General features: G+C 35.6%; 26 protein-coding genes and 1 riboswitch. Of the genes, 4 read left to right on the plus strand and 22 right to left on the minus strand.

Annotation, left to right across the window (positions count from 1 at the left end; translation table 11 throughout):
- Positions 1-21: 21 nt before the first annotated feature.
- From smpB to DOK79_RS00580, 6 genes are all read right to left on the minus strand, one after another.
- Positions 22-486, minus strand: a complete 465-nt coding sequence (gene smpB / locus DOK79_RS00555; protein ID WP_019723750.1) for an SsrA-binding protein SmpB — start codon at positions 484-486, stop codon at positions 22-24.
- 27 nt (positions 487-513) lie between these two features.
- A complete protein-coding gene (gene rnr, locus DOK79_RS00560; protein ID WP_206853584.1) occupies positions 514-2,874 on the minus strand; it encodes a ribonuclease R in 2,361 nt (786 codons plus the stop codon).
- Between the two features lie 2 nt (positions 2,875-2,876).
- Complete coding sequence (locus DOK79_RS00565) at positions 2,877-3,623, minus strand: alpha/beta hydrolase (RefSeq protein WP_206853581.1); 747 nt, start codon at positions 3,621-3,623, stop codon at positions 2,877-2,879.
- 202 nt (positions 3,624-3,825) lie between these two features.
- Positions 3,826-4,062 (minus strand): preprotein translocase subunit SecG, encoded by a 237-nt coding sequence (secG, locus tag DOK79_RS00570; protein ID WP_010734881.1) that lies wholly within the window; start codon positions 4,060-4,062, stop codon positions 3,826-3,828.
- Between the two features lie 171 nt (positions 4,063-4,233).
- A complete protein-coding gene (locus tag DOK79_RS00575; RefSeq protein ID WP_206853578.1) occupies positions 4,234-4,509 on the minus strand; it encodes a GNAT family N-acetyltransferase in 276 nt (91 codons plus the stop codon).
- Positions 4,510-4,599: 90 nt separating this feature from the next.
- Positions 4,600-5,565, minus strand: coding sequence for an alpha/beta fold hydrolase (locus tag DOK79_RS00580; protein ID WP_206853752.1), 966 nt, complete (start codon positions 5,563-5,565; stop codon positions 4,600-4,602).
- 406 nt (positions 5,566-5,971) lie between these two features.
- Positions 5,972-6,016, plus strand: a riboswitch (PreQ1 riboswitch).
- Between the two features lie 23 nt (positions 6,017-6,039).
- Here DOK79_RS00580 and DOK79_RS00585 point away from each other — a divergent pair.
- On the plus strand, positions 6,040-7,014 hold the full coding sequence (locus DOK79_RS00585; protein WP_206853576.1) for a nucleoside hydrolase: 975 nt from the start codon (positions 6,040-6,042) through the stop codon (positions 7,012-7,014).
- 7 nt (positions 7,015-7,021) lie between these two features.
- Positions 7,022-7,600: an ECF transporter S component gene (locus tag DOK79_RS00590; protein ID WP_206853749.1), complete on the plus strand. Its 579-nt coding sequence runs from the start codon at positions 7,022-7,024 to the stop codon at positions 7,598-7,600.
- Positions 7,601-7,840: 240 nt separating this feature from the next.
- Here DOK79_RS00590 and DOK79_RS00595 read toward each other — a convergent pair whose 3' ends face one another.
- The 14 genes from DOK79_RS00595 to DOK79_RS00660 form a co-directional block, all read right to left on the minus strand.
- The gene (locus DOK79_RS00595) at positions 7,841-8,458 is read right to left on the minus strand and encodes a sugar O-acetyltransferase (RefSeq protein WP_206853574.1); all 618 of its coding nucleotides are present in this window, start codon (positions 8,456-8,458) and stop codon (positions 7,841-7,843) included.
- A gap of 98 nt (positions 8,459-8,556) precedes the next feature.
- A complete protein-coding gene (locus DOK79_RS00600; protein ID WP_206853572.1) occupies positions 8,557-8,883 on the minus strand; it encodes a hypothetical protein in 327 nt (108 codons plus the stop codon).
- A gap of 3 nt (positions 8,884-8,886) precedes the next feature.
- The gene (locus tag DOK79_RS00605; protein ID WP_206853570.1) at positions 8,887-9,180 is read right to left on the minus strand and encodes a hypothetical protein; all 294 of its coding nucleotides are present in this window, start codon (positions 9,178-9,180) and stop codon (positions 8,887-8,889) included.
- A gap of 13 nt (positions 9,181-9,193) precedes the next feature.
- Positions 9,194-10,774: a cutinase family protein gene (locus tag DOK79_RS00610; RefSeq protein WP_206853568.1), complete on the minus strand. Its 1,581-nt coding sequence runs from the start codon at positions 10,772-10,774 to the stop codon at positions 9,194-9,196.
- 2 nt (positions 10,775-10,776) lie between these two features.
- Complete coding sequence (locus DOK79_RS00615; RefSeq protein ID WP_206853746.1) at positions 10,777-11,178, minus strand: hypothetical protein; 402 nt, start codon at positions 11,176-11,178, stop codon at positions 10,777-10,779.
- 410 nt (positions 11,179-11,588) lie between these two features.
- Positions 11,589-11,981, minus strand: coding sequence for a hypothetical protein (locus DOK79_RS00620; protein ID WP_206853566.1), 393 nt, complete (start codon positions 11,979-11,981; stop codon positions 11,589-11,591).
- 137 nt (positions 11,982-12,118) lie between these two features.
- A complete protein-coding gene (locus tag DOK79_RS00625; protein ID WP_339092599.1) occupies positions 12,119-12,523 on the minus strand; it encodes a hypothetical protein in 405 nt (134 codons plus the stop codon).
- Between the two features lie 68 nt (positions 12,524-12,591).
- A complete protein-coding gene (locus tag DOK79_RS00630; protein WP_242543208.1) occupies positions 12,592-12,759 on the minus strand; it encodes a hypothetical protein in 168 nt (55 codons plus the stop codon).
- On the minus strand, positions 12,750-12,998 hold the full coding sequence (locus tag DOK79_RS00635) for a hypothetical protein (RefSeq protein WP_242543207.1): 249 nt from the start codon (positions 12,996-12,998) through the stop codon (positions 12,750-12,752). The genes DOK79_RS00630 and DOK79_RS00635 overlap by 10 nt, the downstream gene beginning before the upstream one ends.
- A 136-nt stretch (positions 12,999-13,134) precedes the next feature.
- A complete protein-coding gene (locus DOK79_RS00640; RefSeq protein ID WP_206853563.1) occupies positions 13,135-13,515 on the minus strand; it encodes a hypothetical protein in 381 nt (126 codons plus the stop codon).
- A gap of 17 nt (positions 13,516-13,532) precedes the next feature.
- The gene (locus tag DOK79_RS00645) at positions 13,533-13,949 is read right to left on the minus strand and encodes a hypothetical protein (RefSeq protein ID WP_206853561.1); all 417 of its coding nucleotides are present in this window, start codon (positions 13,947-13,949) and stop codon (positions 13,533-13,535) included.
- A gap of 177 nt (positions 13,950-14,126) precedes the next feature.
- Positions 14,127-14,519: a hypothetical protein gene (locus DOK79_RS00650; protein ID WP_242542361.1), complete on the minus strand. Its 393-nt coding sequence runs from the start codon at positions 14,517-14,519 to the stop codon at positions 14,127-14,129.
- A 333-nt stretch (positions 14,520-14,852) separates the two neighbouring features.
- A complete protein-coding gene (locus tag DOK79_RS00655) occupies positions 14,853-15,245 on the minus strand; it encodes a hypothetical protein (RefSeq protein ID WP_242543206.1) in 393 nt (130 codons plus the stop codon).
- A 141-nt stretch (positions 15,246-15,386) separates the two neighbouring features.
- Complete coding sequence (locus DOK79_RS00660) at positions 15,387-15,794, minus strand: hypothetical protein (protein WP_206853559.1); 408 nt, start codon at positions 15,792-15,794, stop codon at positions 15,387-15,389.
- Between the two features lie 265 nt (positions 15,795-16,059).
- Here DOK79_RS00660 and DOK79_RS00665 point away from each other — a divergent pair, with 265 nt between their 5' ends.
- Entirely contained in the window at positions 16,060-16,239 is a 180-nt protein-coding gene (locus DOK79_RS00665) for a hypothetical protein (protein ID WP_206853557.1), read from the plus strand.
- Positions 16,240-16,428: 189 nt separating this feature from the next.
- Entirely contained in the window at positions 16,429-16,848 is a 420-nt protein-coding gene (locus DOK79_RS00670) for a hypothetical protein (protein ID WP_206853554.1), read from the plus strand.
- Here DOK79_RS00670 and DOK79_RS00675 read toward each other — a convergent pair.
- Complete coding sequence (locus DOK79_RS00675) at positions 16,845-17,963, minus strand: DUF916 domain-containing protein (RefSeq protein WP_242543205.1); 1,119 nt, start codon at positions 17,961-17,963, stop codon at positions 16,845-16,847. The genes DOK79_RS00670 and DOK79_RS00675 overlap by 4 nt on opposite strands.
- A 73-nt stretch (positions 17,964-18,036) precedes the next feature.
- Entirely contained in the window at positions 18,037-19,500 is a 1,464-nt protein-coding gene (locus DOK79_RS00680) for a helix-turn-helix domain-containing protein (RefSeq protein ID WP_206853551.1), read from the minus strand.
- Between the last annotated feature and the right edge of the window lie 56 nt (positions 19,501-19,556).

Genomic DNA, 19,556 nt, shown 5'->3' on the forward strand with positions numbered 1-19,556 from the left:
ATGCGAAAAAGGATAATGAAATTATCTAGAGAAATTTTTTAATGTTCGATCAATTTGACGATCGACATCTTTTCGCTTCAAATCTTCTCGCTTATCATACGATTTTTTCCCTTTAGCTAAACCGATCAAGACTTTCGCATAGCCATCTCGAATATAAACTTTTAAAGGAACGATCGTTATACCAGTGTTCTTAGTTTCACTTGATAAACGTGCGATTTGCTTTTTATGCAGTAACAACTTTCTAGTTCTCAGTGGATCATGATTAAAGATATTCCCTTGTTCATAAGGGCTGACATGGACATTATGCAAAAAAGCTTCGCCATTTCTAACACGAACAAATCCATCTTTTAGATTGATACGACTATTACGAATAGATTTGATCTCTGTACCTTGTAAAACCATTCCTGCTTCCATTGTGTCGATGATCGAATAATCATGGCGAGCTTTTTTATTTTGTGCAATCAATTTTCCCTCGCCTTTTGGCATTCTACATTCCCCCAATTCATTTTTTGATTATTTTTTCTTCTTTTTCTTGTTGATGCCTTTGTAAAAAGGTTTTTTCCCTTTTTTACCCTTTTCTTTTTTTGGACCATATTTACTATCGGCCTTTTTTGGACGTTTTTTCTTATCCATTTGCCGGTCACTTGTTTTTCTTGAAGGTCTGCCTTGTTCTTTTCTTCTTGCCTTCGGTGCTTCCAGCGGCGCCAATTCCTCCGCAGCGACTAATTCAAAATCAACTGCACGCTCGGTAGGATCTGCTTTGACTACTTTGACACGTACTTTTTGACCGATCTTGAATGTCAATCCTGTCCGCTCACCAACTAAGGCTAGATGGTTTTCAATATAGTGGAAATAATCTTGACGCAATTCATTGATGTGGATCAATCCTTCCACGGTATTAGGCAGCTCGATAAACAGCCCAAATTTCACCACAGAACTGATGATACCATCAAATTCTTCGCCAACCTTATCCATCATGAATTCAGCTTTCTTCATTGAATCGACTTCACGTTCTGTTTCAACTGCACGACGTTCCATTTTCGAACTATGATCCGCAATGTCAGGCAGTGTTTGTTCCCAATACTCTTGATTGCTTTCACTTGGATCTTGACCATAGGAACGAATCAAACGGTGGACGATCAAATCTGGATAACGACGGATCGGTGACGTGAAATGCGTATAATATTCTGCTGCTAACCCGTAATGTCCAAAATTGTCCTCAGAATAGCGTGCTTGTTGCATACTTCTCAACAACATGGTATTGATCACAGCTGATTCAGGTTTTTCCTCGACGTCTTCGATCACTTTTTGTAAGTCCTTAGGTGTGATCGTTCCCTTTGTTCCTTTGACCAAAATCCCTAAAGCAGAGGCAAAATCAAAGAAACGTTGCATTTTCTCTTCTTTTGGTTGCTCATGGATACGGTAAATAAAAGGGAACTTCCCACGAGAATAATGTTCTGCCACCGTTTCATTGGCCGCCAACATAAAGGATTCGATCAACCGTTCACCTACGCCACGACTCCGCAATTGGATATCTTGAGGGTGACCTTCTGGATCAACTAAAATCTTAGCTTCACGATCCTCGAATGAGATTGCGCCACGTCGGATACGCATCGTTTCTAAAATCTCATGCAACTCACCCATCGCTTGGAACATAGGGACCAAAGACTCATACCGGGTCATCGTTTCTTCATCTTGTTCCTCTAAGATTTGATTCACTGCGGTATACGTCATCCGCTCAGTCGTTTGGATCACACTTGGGAAAATTTCATGAGAAATAATGTTCCCAGTAGGATCGATCTCCATTTCGCAACTCATCGCTAACCGAGGTACCTTAGGATTCAACGAACAAATACCGTTTGATAACCGCTGTGGAATCATTGGGATCACGCGATCTGTTAAATAGACACTCGTTCCACGTTCATACGCTTCACGGTCTAATTGACTGCCTTCCGTTACATAATACGAAACATCTGCAATGTGAACGCCTAAAAAATAATTCCCATTCGCTAATTTTCTAACAGTGACCGCATCATCTAAATCTTTGGCATCTTCCCCATCGATCGTCACGATCAATTGGTCACGTAAATCTCTGCGGCCAATCAAATCTTCTTCACTGATACTATCTGGTACGGCATCGGCTTCACTCAATACGTCATCAGGAAATTTAGTCGGGATTCCGTTAGCCACGACGATCGATAAAATATCCATTCCAGGATCATTTTTATGTCCGATGACTTGTTTGATGATGCCTTCTAAACTTGTCGCATAGCTTTTTTCTGGATAATGTGTCAATTCGATCAACACGATGCTTCCATCTACTGGGCGGACACCTTCTGCTGCGGCATACACTTTGAATTGATTCATTTTTTTATCTTTAGGGATGACTACCCCATAAAGATCTGTTTCTGCCATTTCGTCATCCGTATAAGCAATGAACTCTCCCGCGATTTGCGTAGTTGCTCGTTGACGAATTTCAACAACTTTCCCTTCCGCTCCACGATCTGTAAAAGCATCCGCCGTTTTGACGATATCGATCGCAACAGTGTCTCCATCCATCGCATATCCTGTTGCTTCCTTAGGGATATATACATCATCTTCTTCAGGGTCGATCGTCACAAAACCGAATCCTCGCTCGTTTGCGCGAAAGATCCCTTCGATCAAAATCGGCTGAAGCGGCAGTTTGACTTTACCTTTTTTCGTAAAGACGATACTTTGTTCTCGTTCCATCTGTGCGATGGTTTGTACTAATAATTTAAAATCTTCACTTTTTTGAAAGCCTAGCCCTTCGGCAATCTCTTCCATCGAAAAACTTTTCTTTCGACTACTTTCAATAAAGAAGAGGATTTTTTCTTTTAATGTTTCTTTTGTCATTTTTACTCCTCATTCCAAGGTAAGTTCTCTAGAAAATCCAACACATCTTTTTCAAAGGCTTTTCTTGCTACTCCTACTGTGATCACATGTTTGCTTTCAGGATACCAATGTAGGGAAATACCCGTATGTGCAAGTTTTTTGGCTGTATCATAGACACCATAAGGATCAATCATTTCATCTTGACCCGCTTGAGCCATGAAGACAGGCGTTTGGATATCTGACAACTTACTTTCTGTAATTGCTGCTTGTTCTTGAATGTCTCTTAACTGTTGCTCTACACGTGGGCGGAAAGCGACGACTTTTTGTTCGATCGATGCTTCCGACTCCCCAGCAATTTTCAAGACATGACGTACATAGTTCTCAAAGTTTTCTGGCACATGGTTTTCTACTGGAGAAATCGGCGAACAGAAAAAGCCGCCGCCTACCAGAGAAATCTCTGATAATGCTCGAACTGCAAAAATGCCTCCCATCGATAATCCTAAAACGGCGATGTCAGAAAATCCTTCCTCATGCAGAAATTGAAGTGCTTGTTTCGTATCTTGCCACCAAGTTTCAGCATCTTGATCTAAAATCTCGTTTGGTGCAAGCGTCCCATGCCCAGTAAAAGTGGGCGCATAAATCGTATAGTTTGATTTTTCTAAAAAACGAGCTAACATTCGTACATCATTCGGACTACCCGAATACGCATGTAATAAGAGAACTGCGCGCTTCCCATGTTTTTCATAAATAGGTTGTGGTAGACTTTTCATTTAATTCACCTCATTAGCCTTATTTTACCATAGTTAACAAATACCTTCTTATATAACGGTCCCTTTTCTATTCAACAAAAAAGGTCTGGGATAATTTCGTTTCCCAGACCCTCTATTTATTTGAAAAATCGATGAACCTTCAATCTATCCTCTAAATCTGCTCTAAGCAAAGAACCACTTCTGCTCTTTGGTTTTAAACGATTTACTTAGAAGATAAAAATGCAAGTACGAATAACAAAATCATCCATACAGCGCCCATAACAGCTGTCGAGCGTTGCATTACTGCTTCAAATCCACGTGCTTTTTGCTTTCCGAATAATTGATCTGCTCCACCTGTAAATGCACTTGCTGCACTATTTTGTTTGCTTGGTTGCATCATGATCGCGATGACCATCATAATTGATATAACGATAACGATCCCTAAAATAATATTATACATCAAACAGCCTCCTTTCTCAAAATATCGTCCTTCTAACTTTATCACATAACACGCCTTGTGACAACAGTGTTTCATCAGATGGTCGATGTTTTAAAGAACACGATTGGAGGGCTCGCTAGTTGATTCTCTAAGGAACTGCGATAGTCTTCAGTTTTCCGCATTCTTTGGTATTTATTTACGCCAAACATCCTGATATTCAGCTTTTCTTTCAAACTCTGCTTTCGCATACGGACATAGTGGGATCACTTTTTTACCCGTACGTCTAGCTACGTCCACTCCGGTCGCAACCAGTTTTTCTGCTAATTTCTGTCCTCTAAAAGCTGGATCAACAAATGTGTGGTCAATGATCATAATATCCGGACCGGCATCAGACCACGTCATTTCACCAATTTCTGTTTGTTCATCATCGAACAGTACTAAACGATTCTTTTCTTCTTTGATTTCCATTTTTTCACGCTCCTTATTCTTAAATAACGAACACTATTTTTACACTCTCTGATTTTACCAGTCCTATTTTTTTCAGACAATCATTTGTACTTATAATTGCACTCTTTGTTCAATGAATGAGAAAATCACTGTCCAGTAAGTATCTGGATCTTTGCTGACCGCTTCTAAATGCTCTGCTCCCGGCACTAGCAATAAGGCTTTATCTCCTGCCGTCGCATTTTGGATCGTGTACGCTGCTTCCATTGGCACAAAATGATCATGTTCACCATGGATGATCAGCACTGGTAAATGGTTGCTTCCTAATTGTCTCGTAGCAGAAGCTTGTTTCAAAGAGTAGCCAGCATACTTTTGAGCATATCGATTGGCATATCTCATGATGATTTTTTTCGGAAACGCCGTTAACTTACTTAACATATAACGAAATTCTGAATAGACCGATACAAACCCACTATCAAGGATCAAGCCTTTCACCGCACTCGGCAGCTTTTCTCCGCTAGCCATCATGATTGTTGAAGCACCCATGGAGCCTCCATGGAGTAGAATTGTAGCTTCTGGTTCTTTTTTTAAGATTTCATTGATCCAGAGAATCAAATCCAAGCGATCCAACCAGCCCATCCCAATGATTTCTCCTTCACTTTCCCCATGCGCACGTAAATCTGGAATCAAAACATTGAAACCTTTCTCTGCGTATTTCTTTCCAATGTAAGACATGTCTTTTTTGCCTGTACTACGATAATCGTGAACACAGATCACCCATTTTCCTTTGTTTGCATAAGAAAAGAACATTCTGCCTTTTAGTTTCAATCCTTCATGGCTTTTAGTCGTCACACTTTCGCCCTTTTGCCAAAAGTCTTCCGCTAAGTCTTCTAACTTTTGCCGTTGTTCATCGACCGTCGTCAAAGAAGCTGGGTCCATCAATTGATGCCCTGTTTCTTCATACCAAGGATAGCCTCGTTGCAATCCTATTTTGATCAATTTTTTAGCATATAGATAAGCAACAAAATGATAACTAACGATCATTAATAACATAATTAGTAAAATATAAAAAACAACCACTTGCATCCCACACTTTCTACTTGATAAGCCAAACAAAAAAACAAGTCTATAAAAAAGAAGCAATCGCAGGAATCCTGGCATTTGAATTTTATAGCCTTCCCCTTATTCTCAAATTGCTTACTTCATTTTTTTCGCTTAGTTCAAGTTTATCTAATACATGGCACTCTAAGGTTTGTACCATATCCAATTCACGGTTCATTTCCATTGTACCATTTTCTATAAAAGAGGCAGACAACGAACTATTGATATGTTCTGTTTTTTTATATGTCGATCCATTTGGAGAAGATTCTCTTCATTCTTCTCACATACAGATCTTCTGAAAAAAAGATTAATTATTTGCATAACATTTACATTTGTCTTAAAAATAAGTATACTAATGCCGTGCATTGGAATCAAGGGTGGACCCCTTGGACTGGTTCGGAAACTTCCCAGGATAAAAAACTAAGTGTCTCTATAGAAAGGAGATTGGAAATAATGCGAAAGGTTATTATTGATTGCGATCCTGGTATCGATGATACATTAGCGCTCTTATTTGCATTAAAATCACCAGAAATCGAAGTTGTCGCAATCACCACCGTTTGTGGAAATGTTCCCGTTCATTTGGGAACAGAAAATGTGATCCGTTGTTTAGAACGCTGCGACCGACTAGACATCCCTGTCTACCAAGGTTCAGCAACCCCTCTAAACACACCATTTATCAGCGCACAAGATACACACGGCATGGATGGTCTTGGGGAAACAAATTTCCCGTTAGTATCAGATAAACAAGCTGAAACGATCCATGCCGTTGATTTTTTAGCGGATTATTTTGCTGAGAAACAAGATACTTCGTTGATTGCGTTAGGGCCACTCACAAATGTCGCCTCTGCTTTACAGAAGAACCCACGAATAGGAAACCAGATGGATCGGTTTGTTTCGATGGGCGGGACATACAAAAGCCACGGCAATTGTTCACCTGTAGCAGAATACAATTACTGGTGTGACCCTGATGCAGCTTCCTATGTCTTTGAACATCTAGGGCAAATCATCGAAATGGTTGGCTTAGATGTCACACGAGAAATCGTCTTTACGCCGACGATCCTAGAATACTGTTGCCAACTTGCGCCACAAGAAGGAAACTATTTAAAAGCAATCACACGTTTTTATTACGACTTTCATTGGCAGCAAGAACGCATCCTCGGCTGTGTTATCAATGACCCTTTAGCAGTTGCTTATTTCATTGATGAACAACTATGCCAAGGTTTTACTAGTTATACCGCTGTGGAAACACAAGGCATCAGTCGTGGTCAAACCTTAGTTGATCGTCACGATTTTTGGCAGAAAAAACCAAATAGTCTGATCATGACAGATGTTGACACCTCTCTTTTTTTCCGGAAGTTTTTAGCCGTTCTTTTAAATGCACAAGAAGAATTGATAAAAAAAGATCTGGAAAGATTAAAGATGGGATGAAATGAAGATGACACAAAAGAAAATCACAACAAGAATGATCACAATCATGGCATTAAGTATCGGAATCAACTTTCTCGGCGGAACGATCGCTTTATGGCTCCGATTACCCATTTATCTTGATTCAATCGGCACGATTTTTGCCGGTGCCTTACTTGGACCAATTCCTGGCGTTTTGACAGGATTGAGTAGTAGTTTACTTAGTGGCGTGACAATGGACATGTTCTCTTTGTATTACTCACCGATCCAAATCATCACAGGATTGCTCGCAGGTTTGATTTTACCTAAGAAGTTACATGAGCATGGACTGAAAAGCCGACTTTCATTATTCGTATGGACATTCGTGATTTCAGCGCCTGGAACCATTCTAGCTTCACTTATCACGATCCAATTATTTGGTGGTATCACTTCATCTGGTTCAAGCACCATCGTTCAACTTCTTTACGGATTGGGGCTAAACCAAGCAGCCAGTGTCACCATCGTTCAAGCCGCTACAGATTATTTAGATCGTTTGCTATCCGTCCTTGTCGTTTCACTTGTCGTCTTGAAACTACCTAATCAAGCAGTGGCAAAATCAAGAACTCGTTGATGAAGTGCTAAAAAAAAACGATTAACGCTAAGTAACAAGAAACACTGCTTATTAAATACCGTTTATTCAATGAGTTACAAGATGACGCTTCTCACAGGCAGTTAAATAAAATACCCGAACGATCGAACAGTTTCTCTGCATTCTAGCAGAAATCTCTTCGCTATCGTTCGGGTATTATTTTTATCCAAAAACTTTCTATACTGTTTGACTGGAATAGAAAAACGTAAACGCCTTATGATATCATTCCACCAATAAAGCTTTATCTTCGTCTTTGATCATCTTCTCTCGGTCTTTGTACTTGATTGGTCGAATAACTTTACAAGGATTCCCCGCAGCGACCACGTTTTCTGGTATGTCTTTTGTCACGACACTTCCCGCGCCAATAATACTATTTGCACCGATCGACACACCTTGCAACACATGCACTCCCGCACCCAACCAAACTCGATCTCCAATATGAATCGGTTTCGCATAAACGACATGATCAGCGCGTTCGAACGGATCTTCTGCATGATTGGCTGCATACAAACCAACTCTAGGCCCTACATAAACATCATTCCCAATCGTCACTTCATGGCAATCCAGAATGATCATGTCATGGTTGAGATAAACATTGTTTCCTATAGAAATATTGAACCCAAACTCACATTGGAAATTCGACTCAATATAGACATTTTCACCCATTGAAGCAAACAGATCCCGCAAAATCATATACTTGTAATGATTCTCAGAATTCACGAGAAAATTATATCTTCTACATTGTCTCAACGCATGATTTCTTGCTTGTACAACTTTTGAGTCCATATCATCATATGGTAACCCTGTATTGGTTAGTCCTTTCACATCGTCTTCGCTCATCTTTTTCCTCCTAGAACTTAAGTGCTTACACGTATTGTACCAGAAAGTCGTCTTTCTATAAGGAAGTGCGATTTGTGAAAAAACATGGAAGTTTTTTTCTAGATATTTATTTCTTGGATTCTTTCTCTTTCTTTTAGATATGACCTTGTTAACTCCTGCTCTTTTTCATCTAATTGTTGCGCATAATTTTGAGCTGTACGTATGAGATGATGATCTATCGTCTCCATTTGATGATAGAACTGTCGACTATCCCAATGATGATTCTTCGTTAAATACATGATTTTTTGTACCAATTGATCAGTTTCTTTCCTAAAATTTACTAGCTGATTATCTATTTCTTCTTGCTGACGGTGTATCTGACGTTTATTTTGGTAGAACTGTTCTTCTAAATGTTGTAGTTTCCGTTGTTTCTCAACTGTCTCCATTTTTTATCCCCTTTTCACAGGTGTGATCAATGTTGGCTGTTTCATTTGCTTCACATACTGTTCTGCTGCAACCGCACTTTCCCCTTCTAACGCGCCTTTCAAATTAGTCGGTAAAACACTATTTGTTTGTTGATACATTCCTTCTGATATTTCTTTTAAGGATTCGATCGAGGTTAACTTTGTCTGGCTGATTCGACTTTCTTTTGCAAGAATAAGTGCTTTTATAGCTACTCGTTCCCGTTCTTTTTGTTCTTGTCCAAGTCTCTCTAGAAATTCTTGTAATTCTCTATCTTCCATCGGTAAACTCCTTTCACTTGATTTTAAATAAATTATTCCCTGCATGTCTGTCGTATTCTGAGAGATTATTTGCTACTACTGACATTTTGTTACTAAACTCTCCCAACTTCTCTTTGTATTGCTTCACTTGATCCGTATTTAATGAGGCTTGTCCACTGTCCCATAAATTATTTTTTCCATAAGGTGAAATCATGTCTTGCACTTCCCAATAAGTCAAATAATTTCTAATCATTCCTGCACCATCCAATATTTCTTTCGCTATTGCATTGATTTCATCTTCAAATTCTTTTTGTGCATTTTTGAAGATCATCTCGTACTCTTCCCCTATATTTTTTGCCTTTTGGATGATAGTCTGAACTAGTTCGGACTGTAAAGTGATTTTTTTAGAACCTGAAGATTTAGAAATTTTTTTATGTAATTCGTTGACTGTCTCATTCCACTCACTAGCAACTTTTGCTTCTGCAATAATCTTGGCATATTCTTTTTCGAAATCTTTATATTCTCCAGATAGCAACAGTTTTATGACTTCTGTAAAAGATAACCCGCCTTCTGGTGTTTCTTTTACTAAACGATTCAAATATTTATCGATCAATTGAGAAACCTTTATCCCTGCAGCAAAAATGTAGCCATGTTCGTTTAAATTCGCCTCTTTAAGTGTCCCATCAGGATTTATTTGAAACTGTCCAAAATCATGACTCGAGCCGTCTTTATCTTCCATATCAAACGTGGTGTTAAACGATTTAGGTAACAAATAGCGGACATTACCAATCTCATCTACCCCAGGCTTATTTCTATTTAACATCGAAACAATATCAAAAGCGTTGACATAATAGTCGATTTTTCCTTGCTCTTCCAACATTTGGATATTTTTTTGTGCCTGTTCAGACATTTTATTAATACTTTCACGTGCATCAGGTCCTTGAAACAAAACAACCTTGTCGATTTTGGCAATATCTTTTTCAGGGAGATTCGCTACAGCTTGAATCGATACCATCGTTCCCAAAGAATGACCTGTGACAGCCATTGTAGCATTGGGTGCTTCTGTAGCCATTTCCGTTATCTTCTGGTGCATGGCTTGATTTGCTAATTTTGCCTGCGGAATATAGGCATTTTTTGTGGTAAACGCCTGATTATTATGCCACCAGTCATTGAGATTCAAGTTACTTGAAGAAATGCCATCACTCCCTCTGGTGACAAAGTAAGTGTGTTTGGTCTCTATAGATAGCTTAGGCGTGTCCGTTACATAATAAGCATTGAAGCCAGCTTTCTCATCCGTCAAAAGTCCTTGCTTATATGAGTTTTTCACATAGCTTTGCACTTCATAGCCCCCATTTACTTTCGGCACTCGTATGTTTCCTAACTCTTTGACTGTTTTTACACTGTTATCGAGTTGGAGGTAGACAGTGCTTAAATCATTTCCATGAACATCTTTTGCATTTGGGAAGTTGAATGGAACGAAATTATTCTGTCTATAATTATTTATTTGTTCTCTGTCCCATTCTGTTAAACTAAAAGAAAATCGTATTTTTCTACCATCGTAAGATGCTTGCGCTAAATTAGCATATAAGTTACTATAATTTTCTAAATTGACCATACCTATTCTCCTTCATAGTAATTATAGTTAGCGTTAATTGTATACATTGTTTCTATCTTCTTAGGCCTATTAATATTATCTGGATTTATAGCGAATCCAAATGAATTTATTTCTTTGTTATCCTTATCAATAATTTGTATTCGAATAATAATAACCTCACCAGCACCTTGCGGAAGTCCATTCCCCACTATCTCTTGCTTTAGTGAATTCCAATCAAACACAACGTTATTAACTTTTTCATCTTGCTTTTTTACAAATTCCACCATTTCTTCCTCGTGTGCTTTTAAAAAAGCTACTTGTCTTTCTTTTTTTGTTGGTTCGCCCATTTTATTCACTCCTATCGTTGTCAAAAGGACTAATAATACACCTATACTTACTGAAATCAACCATTTTTTCTTTACCATTTGATTATCACTCATTCCTTGATCTTCTAATTTTTGTGTATGTTCTGACAGTCTTTCGATATTTCACCTAATTAGGCCCTTAAAACATAACAACTTTGTCGATTTTAGCATTGTCTATTATTCGAGAACATTAATTAGTACGTACTTTATTTCCTCTGTTTACTTTTGAAACACGTATTTCTCCTAACTCTTTGACTATTTTTACGGTAGCATCAGTTGGAGGATAAATTTTACCGTTATATGGTCACTTTGCTTCCTCATCGGTTACATCCCTATATCAATCTCTTCAATAGAATAATCAAATTCCACTTGATTCATACTATTTCAATCTTTTTAAATAGTATTAGGTGGACTATTGTAGCTACTTCTGGCTAAATTGACATAAATATTATTTGAATTCTCTAAATTTCTCACAAAAGCATCCCCCCAATTCTAAAAGAATTAAAAGCAGTCATACTTCCTATCACTGGCATTCTATTTGTTTTTTCAAGACTGAATTGTAAATAAAAACTGGAGTCAGGAATATGATTGAATTTTCCTTCAATTGTGAGTGCTTCTCCTGCCCCAAAAGGAAGTCCATTTCCAATCATAATAACTTCTACACTTTCCCAGATATATTGAACGCTTATGATTTTATCATTTTGTGACTTTACATATATGGTCATTTCTTTTTCATGTTCTTTCAAAAAAGCGATTTGTTTTTCTTTTTCCGTCGGTTCTATTATTTTTTTCATTCCTAGCGTGCCTAAAAGGATTAAGATGATAGTTAAACTTACTACAATAATTTTCTTCTTTTTCCCCACATATTTTTCTCCTTTATACTTTTATCTTTATGTAATCAATAGTTACAAGCATACGTTATATTTTTGATCTCATTTCTTCTTGATGTTCGATTAAATGCCCTGACTATACCAAATTTAATATTCATTTGTATTTCACCTTATTGAAAGCTTTTAATTTTAGTAGGATTTGAAATATTATCAGTATAAATATATATTTCAAACCCATCAATCTTTTTATCTGTTTCATCAAAAAGACTGATATTGACAGCTATGGACTTAGGACTAAACGCCATGCCCTGTACAACTCGAACTGTTTCCCAATCATACTCAATATTTTTAATTTGATAATTTTTTAAAATTACGTAATCGTTTCTTTCTATAACATATGCTGTCATTTTTTTCTCGTGCTCTTTCAAAAAAGTTATTTGTCTTTCTTTTTCTGTTGGTTCGCTCATTTTATTCACCACTATCGTTGTCAAAATGACTAATACTATACCTATACTTACTGAAATCAACCAATGCTTCTTTCCCAATTGATTACCCCTCATTCCTTGGTCTTCCAATTTTTTAACTGCTTTCATACATATAAGTATTGGGTTATAGATAGACTGTGCTTACAGATTTTTATGAATCAGCTAAATTCACCACTAGTTAACTCCTCCATTGCTTCTTCAAAATTATTGGTCGCTATCTCTTCTATCTTAGTAGGTTTTATTAAGTTATTTGGTGAAACTTGAATTGCTCCACCATCTATTTCATTTTTATCAATGTCATATAACTCAATATCAACTATGTACATTTTTTGGGTAAAAGCTCCGCTATCCTAAATGATTCCCAATCATATTTAATAATAGCTATATTGATTTGTGAATTTTTCTCTATAATGTACTTGGTTAATTCTTCTTCATGTTCTTTCAAAAAAGCAAGCTGTTTTTCTTTTTCTGTTGGCTCATTCATTTTATTCACATCTATTGTTGTAAAAAGGGCTAATAGTAAACTTACGATTACTAGAATCAGCCAATTTTTCTTTTTCCCCAATGGATTATCCCTCATTTTTTTCAAAGATTCATAAGCAAAACTATTTAGTTTTACTTTGTGCGGTCTTTGAAATCAAATTACATAAACATTTAAATTGATTTTGAGATTAGTCATTTATCTACATCATTCAAGATCTTTATTCTAAAATATCATTCGTAGTCCACATATCATTTATAGCAGAATACTCATTATTTACATCAATGACTAAAGTATTTCCTTTATTATAGTAGTTTTCTGCACTACTTTTTTTCTTATCAATAACATCAAATTTGATTGCCAGGGTTGGCCTTGAGAATGCCATACTTTGACTGTGTTCTACAGATTTCCAATCATATTTGATTTCGATTTCTGAATGACTTTCTTGTTTTATATACTTAGACAATTTCTCTTCATCTTTTAAAAAAGCAATTTGTTTTTCTTTTTCCGTCGGTTCCATTATTTTTTTCATTCCTAGCGTGCCTAATAGAACTAAGGTAATAGTCAAACTAACTACAATAATTATCTTCTTTTTCCTCACAAGGCTTTCTCCCTTCTCTAACTGCAACTATAGTAATCATAGTTAGCATTGATCGTATACATTTTTTCTATCTTCTTAGGCCTATTAACATCATCTGGATTTATAGCGAAACCAAATGAATTTATTTCCTTGTTATTCTGATCAATAATTTGTATTCGAATAATAAAAACCTCACCGGCACCTTGCGGAAGTCCATTCCCCACTATCTCTTGCTCTAGTGAATCCCAATCAAACACAACTTTATTAACGATTTCATTTTGCTGCTTTACAAATTCTGTCATTTCTTTTTCCTGGGATTTTAAAAAGACTATTTGTCTTTCTCTTTTTGTTGGCTCGCTTATCTTCTTTAATCCTATCGTTGCTAAAAGGATTGCTACTATACTTATACTTACTAGAATCAACCATTTTTTCTTTCCCAATTGATTATTCCCCATTCCTCGATCTTCCAAGTTTTGGATATGTTTTCGTATATGTTCAGTCAATCTATCAATACTCTCATCTGTATCAGGGATTTTTTTAACAAAACTGCGTTTTTGATTTTAGCAATATTTTTCCGAGATTCTTTTTGGTATGTACTTGTGCAAAATCAGCATATAGCTTGATTCTCTAAATCAGCTATTAAGTTCCTCAATATTTATTTGTTGTCCATAATGTAAAGTTGACATATCAGGCATATTATTTTGATTCAATTCTATATCCAATCTGAAATCCATATATGGCTTATTATTTACAAATCCAAAAATTTGAATTTTTTTGCCAGCTCCACTAGGAAGACCATTTCCGATAACTACTTGGTTAACATTATTCCAATCATAATTAATCGCTGTTACTTTTTCCCCTTCGGATTGATTAATATACTCCGTCATTTCCTTTTCATGTGCTTTTAAAAAGTTTATCTGTTTTTCTTTTTCTGTAGGTTCACTTATTTCTTTTACTGCTATCACTGTCAAAACCATGACTAACATACCTATACTTATTGGAATCAACCATTTTTTCTTTTCCAATTGCTTATCACCTCACTCCCTATCCTTTCAATTATGAATATCTTTTGTGTATGTTCTGACTATCTATTGATATTTTTTCGTATCTCACTTTTTTTCGAAATGACTTTTTTGATTCAGCAATATTTTTATTTGGGGCTATTTTTGGTATGTACTTTCACGTAACTTTTTATTTCATGTCTTTCTTTACTTTCGATACTCATATTGTTTTATAAGTTTTGACTGTTTTTAGGGTAAAGTAGACTTTACTATTATTGATATCTTTTAAAAGAATTAGGACAATTACTATAAGAACTTTCTGCTAAGTTAGCTTAAATCTTGTCGGAATTCTCTAAATTACTCATAAATTCTCCCACCTACATATAAAGAGCTTAATAGCCCGATAGTATCAAGTTCAGGCATTTTTTTATCATCCACTCCAAAACTTAGTATGAAGTTTGACTCTTCGATATCATTGAATCCTCCATTAATGGTCAATAATTTTCCAGCGCCCATAGGTGTCCCATTTCCTATATCATCAACTTTTACACTATCCCATTCATACTTAACACTTTGAATCTTTGCATTTTGAGATTTTACATACTTTGTCATTTCTTCTTCATGTGCCCTTAAAAAAGCTACTTGTTTTTCTCTTTCTGTTGGTTCGCTCATCTTCTTCACTTCTATCGTTGCGACAAGCATGAATAATATACCTAAACTTATTGGAATCAACCATTTTATCTTTCCCAATTGATTATCCCCTCATTCATAGTTCTTTCAAATTAGAATATCTTTTGAGTATATTTTTTTGATCCATATGTAAATCTTTTTAGATGTCCTACATACGCGTCTTTCGCTATATCGACATATGGATTAAAGTTCTCTTCAAAATCAGTCATCTCTATCCTCCTGAATATTAGAATAGATAGGGTCATTTAAGACCATCAATTCACTTATTTTATTTAATTTTTTTACATCAGTTTTTACCCTAAGTACATAACCTCGATTGTTATACTCTAATTTTGAACTGTCGCTAATATCAAATTTGACAATCAATACAGGTTTGGAAAATGCAATACCTGTATTTACTGCTGTTGTCTCCCAATCAAACGTAATTTGCCCATCTTGCGAACTATAATTTTTTATATACTCCGTCATCTCCTTTTCATGTGCTTTTAAAAAGGTTATCTGTTTTTCTTTTTCTGTAGGTTCGCTTATTCTAATAATTCCTATCGTTGTCAAAAGAACTAATAGTATACCTACACTTACTGGAGTCAACCATTTTTTCTTCTTTTCCAATTGAATATTCCCTCATTCCTTACTCTTCAAATTTTCGGATACTTCTTGTGTATGTTCTGACAGCACAGCAATACTTGATAGTATTTGCTACTTGTACTACTATTTACTTATCTGCTTCGTTCATTATTACTATACGTAATTTTTGTCTATTAAAATTAAAATTTATTGGATAAGAAGCATATAGGTCGTATACGGATGGTTTTAGTCTTATACGATCATAAAGAAATGCTTATTTCGTCGAACCATTTTACAGAGGGAGGCAATTATGTTAAGAAAAACAAGTTTAGTAGTTGGTTCTATTGTTCTAGGAATTTTAGGTTTTAGCCCGATGCTATTATCAGTCGTTCGAAAAAACGACGTCAACGGGGATACAAAATTAAATCCAAAGTATTATGATCAGTTAGAAGAGCCTCTGTTTATTTCGGAAAATAAAAAAAATAAATGATTGTTCGTTTTGTAGACGATACCAGACATGTCTTGGTATTGTCTTTTTTGATATGGATGTGACCTTTACTGTTTGATGTATTACATAATAAAGTAAATAGGCTATAATGAACTTGACCACCTCTTTTTAACAATACATAGGAAAGCTCACTATATTCATTACCCAAACATCATTCGGAGGTGACTCGTCATGAAGAACCAACTTGCTTTTAAATTTTTACCCAAGTTATGGACTTCTATTTTGTATCTTGTGGTGATTGCTGCTGGATCTTTTATGTATTTATCAAAACATTGGGATATAACGATTTTCACCTCCATTTATTCGGATTTTTATCTTCATATTTCAAACTTTTCAATTAGTTTGATTTTAGGTTTGATTCCTTATTTTTGGTTATTGATGGGCGCAAAGTTCAATTATATCATCATTTTTTCTTTACTTTTACTTGTAGCAAATGCGCTATGTGAAACTGTACTTGGGTTTATAAACACGCCGGATATCATTGATATGTATTTTGGCTTTGCTGGAACCGGAATTTCTTTTCTCACATTATTGATCATTTATAAATTTGGCCTTTCGCCTAATAGCGAAAAACGAGAATCGCAGCCTTAGCTGTTGATTCTCGTTTTCTTATATTTAAGATAAAGTATTACACTTATGACAATCAATAGAGTAGAAAAAATGATTAATAAACCAATCACCCATATATTGCTGCTTTGATTGACCACAACATGATTCGAGCCGTTTGTTTGTTCAATCAATTGTTCAAGTGCCTCTTTTGTATAGCTAAATCTAGTTATTTTCTCCTTGCCATCAACAGTTATGATGAATTGATACTCCCCAGATACCAATTCTGCATCACTAACTAAGGGCAGATTCAGCTTTGTTTTAGTCATTGGAGTTAATGCAATCGCGCGCGTCTCAATTTCCCCTTCAGAAATGATCTCCCCGTTTGGATTGATTACTTTATATGGTCCATTTTCCGCAAAAGTCACCGTAGGATTATTATTAAGTACATAGTAATCAAGTTTTATAGCATCCTGTGAGTTTACAAATTCAAACTCATCATATGTTTGTTCCTTTTCAGTATTTAGTTCATTCATTTTAAGGTGAAACAGGAGTACTTTCTCATAAACATGAACGATATCTACGGAATCTTCATTACTTTGCTCACTTAGAGTTTGAGAGAAATTCACCCCACCTAAAACTTCCCCATCAAGTTCTTCAGTGATATTGAGCGAAATTATGATCGTTTCGCTTTGATTCGCTTCAACTTTTATTTTTCCATCTTCAAGTTCACCATTCTCAGTAGCTATCTTCACATATTTGGCTAAGTCATAATTTTTATCTAAAAGATTTTCTTTGTTTTCCACATAAGTGACACTTCCCATCGTAGATAATGCAACCGATGGAAAGACGGCAATGTCTAAGTCTTTGTCGCCTATATTTGTAATTGTTGCTGTAAATTCATAGTTCTTATTAAGTTCTGGACTAAATTGTATATAGCTATCGCTGATCTCGTATTCTTTAGGTTGTACATCTACTAGAATCGATGCTGGATTTTCCTCGGAAGCATCAACCGGTTGTATGTAAAATAAACATCCTATGAATAATACGAGAATAATAGAAGAAACGCGAAATAACTCATATTTTTTTATTAAACTGTTTTTTATCATCATGGCTCCTATCCAATCTATCAAGAACAGTATTCTGGATTTTGCTAACATTTCTCAGCTTCTATCCAGTATTCCTGTATTCAAGTATTTATTTTCCTAGTAGCGCAAGAACTAGCAGAACCTGTTAACCTAGTTTTGCAATGATCCTTGCTTGAACAACTGTATTTAAATTGTCCCAGTGATTTTTATTATGGATATCCCTAAAGAAAGCAAAATCCTGTGATTCTTCATGAAACAAAATGCCATCAGAGACTAGAACGTCAGCTCCCTCAATAGTAGAAGTAAAGTTAATGATTTTCCTATTAAATATAGTCAGTAATTTATTTTGGATCACTGGTACATATTCAGGATGGTGTAACATTGAAATAGCGATGATCACTGTCTCGCTATTTTGGATAGGCAAATAATAAGATAAGATGTACGCTAACTTATTCGCAAATATCTGTCGATCGCCAACTTTTAAATCCCTATTTTCAACTATTTTCAATACTAGATTCTTCACTTCATGGATTCTACTGTCAGGACTATGTTGATTGGCCATTCCTTTCAAATTTTCAAAATAAATATTTTTATATGCCCAACTATTAATGACACTTTCATATAAAATCACATTTTCAACTTCAGGCTTTATATTATATTTATTTGACAACGTTTCTACGACATCAATCGAAAAATCAACGATCTCATTACTACTGATTCGTTTGAATTTTTCACCTAAAAATATTTTATCTCGCTTACTTGTCGTTTCAGGTATTAGAAGTTGTCTGCAAAAATAGAAGAAAGCAATTTCTTTTTCCCTATCTTCGATATTTCTAGTTGGTATTAGTTTGGTCAATGAATCATCTTCGTACAACTCTTTCATATTATCGAATATCTCTAGCGCTTCTTTCTCTAAATCTTGCACGAGATACCCACGAGAAACTGCATTTTCAAGTATCGAGAAAAGAATATCATGCTTCACTTTAGTTGTTTTTAAACTTCCATAGCCATCTCCCACTAAATCAATGTTTACTCTTGTCTGGCTATCCGCAAAAACATTATATGCCATAACTTGTACTAAATAATGATACGTTCTGATGGACTTCTCGTTTCCTTCCAAAGAAATTGATTCGAAGTTGCTATGAATAGTGATTGGGATTTTTTGTTTCTGAAAAATGTCTTTCAGCCGACTGATCAATTTATAGCAATAAGACTTACTAAACATCAACTTATCAGAAATATCCACTACCCGAGTTTTTCGATGTTTCAAAAGATACAGCAACAATTGAAAATAAGGTGATTCATTAAAAAATTTTTTCTTCAAATTGACAAATACTTGAAGCAATACCTCCTGATTAAATCCTTCGATTAAACCGATCGTACCTTTTTCTAGCAAAAAGAAAGAGGAAAATGTGAAATCCAATTGTTCAAAGTTTTCTTCGAGTTCAACTAGTAATATTTTCGTTTGATACATCGTCAAGTTTAATTCCACGCTCAATTTATTTAATGATAAATATTTTTCTGTTACTAGAACTGTAAATAACTTCAACATTTCGCTTTGCTTTTTTGTTAAGTAATGGCTACTAAATGTATCCATTATATATTCCATGTGTTCTACCAACCTTCATGTTAGAGGATTCTAGACTAAGAGAAATTTACTTAGTC

Origin of the sequence: Enterococcus sp. DIV1094, assembly GCF_017316305.2 — a bacterium.
Classification (GTDB): Bacteria; Bacillota; Bacilli; order Lactobacillales; family Enterococcaceae; genus Enterococcus_B; species Enterococcus_B mangumiae.

Bases quoted from the DNA above. Each gene is read 5' to 3' on its own strand.
- smpB (WP_019723750.1), bottom strand. From the start codon at position 486: ATGCCAAAAGGCGAGGGAAAATTGATTGCACAAAATAAAAAAGCTCGC.
- rnr (WP_206853584.1), bottom strand. From the start codon at position 2,874: ATGACAAAAGAAACATTAAAAGAAAAAATCCTCTTCTTTATTGAAAGT.
- DOK79_RS00565 (WP_206853581.1), bottom strand. From the start codon at position 3,623: ATGAAAAGTCTACCACAACCTATTTATGAAAAACATGGGAAGCGCGCA.
- secG (WP_010734881.1), bottom strand. From the start codon at position 4,062: ATGTATAATATTATTTTAGGGATCGTTATCGTTATATCAATTATGATG.
- DOK79_RS00575 (WP_206853578.1), bottom strand. From the start codon at position 4,509: ATGGAAATCAAAGAAGAAAAGAATCGTTTAGTACTGTTCGATGATGAA.
- DOK79_RS00585 (WP_206853576.1), top strand. From the start codon at position 6,040: ATGCGAAAGGTTATTATTGATTGCGATCCTGGTATCGATGATACATTA.
- DOK79_RS00590 (WP_206853749.1), top strand. From the start codon at position 7,022: ATGACACAAAAGAAAATCACAACAAGAATGATCACAATCATGGCATTA.
- DOK79_RS00595 (WP_206853574.1), bottom strand. From the start codon at position 8,458: ATGAGCGAAGACGATGTGAAAGGACTAACCAATACAGGGTTACCATAT.
- DOK79_RS00600 (WP_206853572.1), bottom strand. From the start codon at position 8,883: ATGGAGACAGTTGAGAAACAACGGAAACTACAACATTTAGAAGAACAG.
- DOK79_RS00605 (WP_206853570.1), bottom strand. From the start codon at position 9,180: ATGGAAGATAGAGAATTACAAGAATTTCTAGAGAGACTTGGACAAGAA.
- DOK79_RS00610 (WP_206853568.1), bottom strand. From the start codon at position 10,774: ATGGTCAATTTAGAAAATTATAGTAACTTATATGCTAATTTAGCGCAA.
- DOK79_RS00615 (WP_206853746.1), bottom strand. From the start codon at position 11,178: ATGGTAAAGAAAAAATGGTTGATTTCAGTAAGTATAGGTGTATTATTA.
- DOK79_RS00630 (WP_242543208.1), bottom strand. From the start codon at position 12,759: ATGTACATAGTTGATATTGAGTTATATGACATTGATAAAAATGAAATA.
- DOK79_RS00645 (WP_206853561.1), bottom strand. From the start codon at position 13,949: ATGGGGAATAATCAATTGGGAAAGAAAAAATGGTTGATTCTAGTAAGT.
- DOK79_RS00665 (WP_206853557.1), top strand. From the start codon at position 16,060: ATGTTAAGAAAAACAAGTTTAGTAGTTGGTTCTATTGTTCTAGGAATT.
- DOK79_RS00670 (WP_206853554.1), top strand. From the start codon at position 16,429: ATGAAGAACCAACTTGCTTTTAAATTTTTACCCAAGTTATGGACTTCT.
- DOK79_RS00675 (WP_242543205.1), bottom strand. From the start codon at position 17,963: ATGTTAGCAAAATCCAGAATACTGTTCTTGATAGATTGGATAGGAGCC.
- DOK79_RS00680 (WP_206853551.1), bottom strand. From the start codon at position 19,500: ATGGAATATATAATGGATACATTTAGTAGCCATTACTTAACAAAAAAG.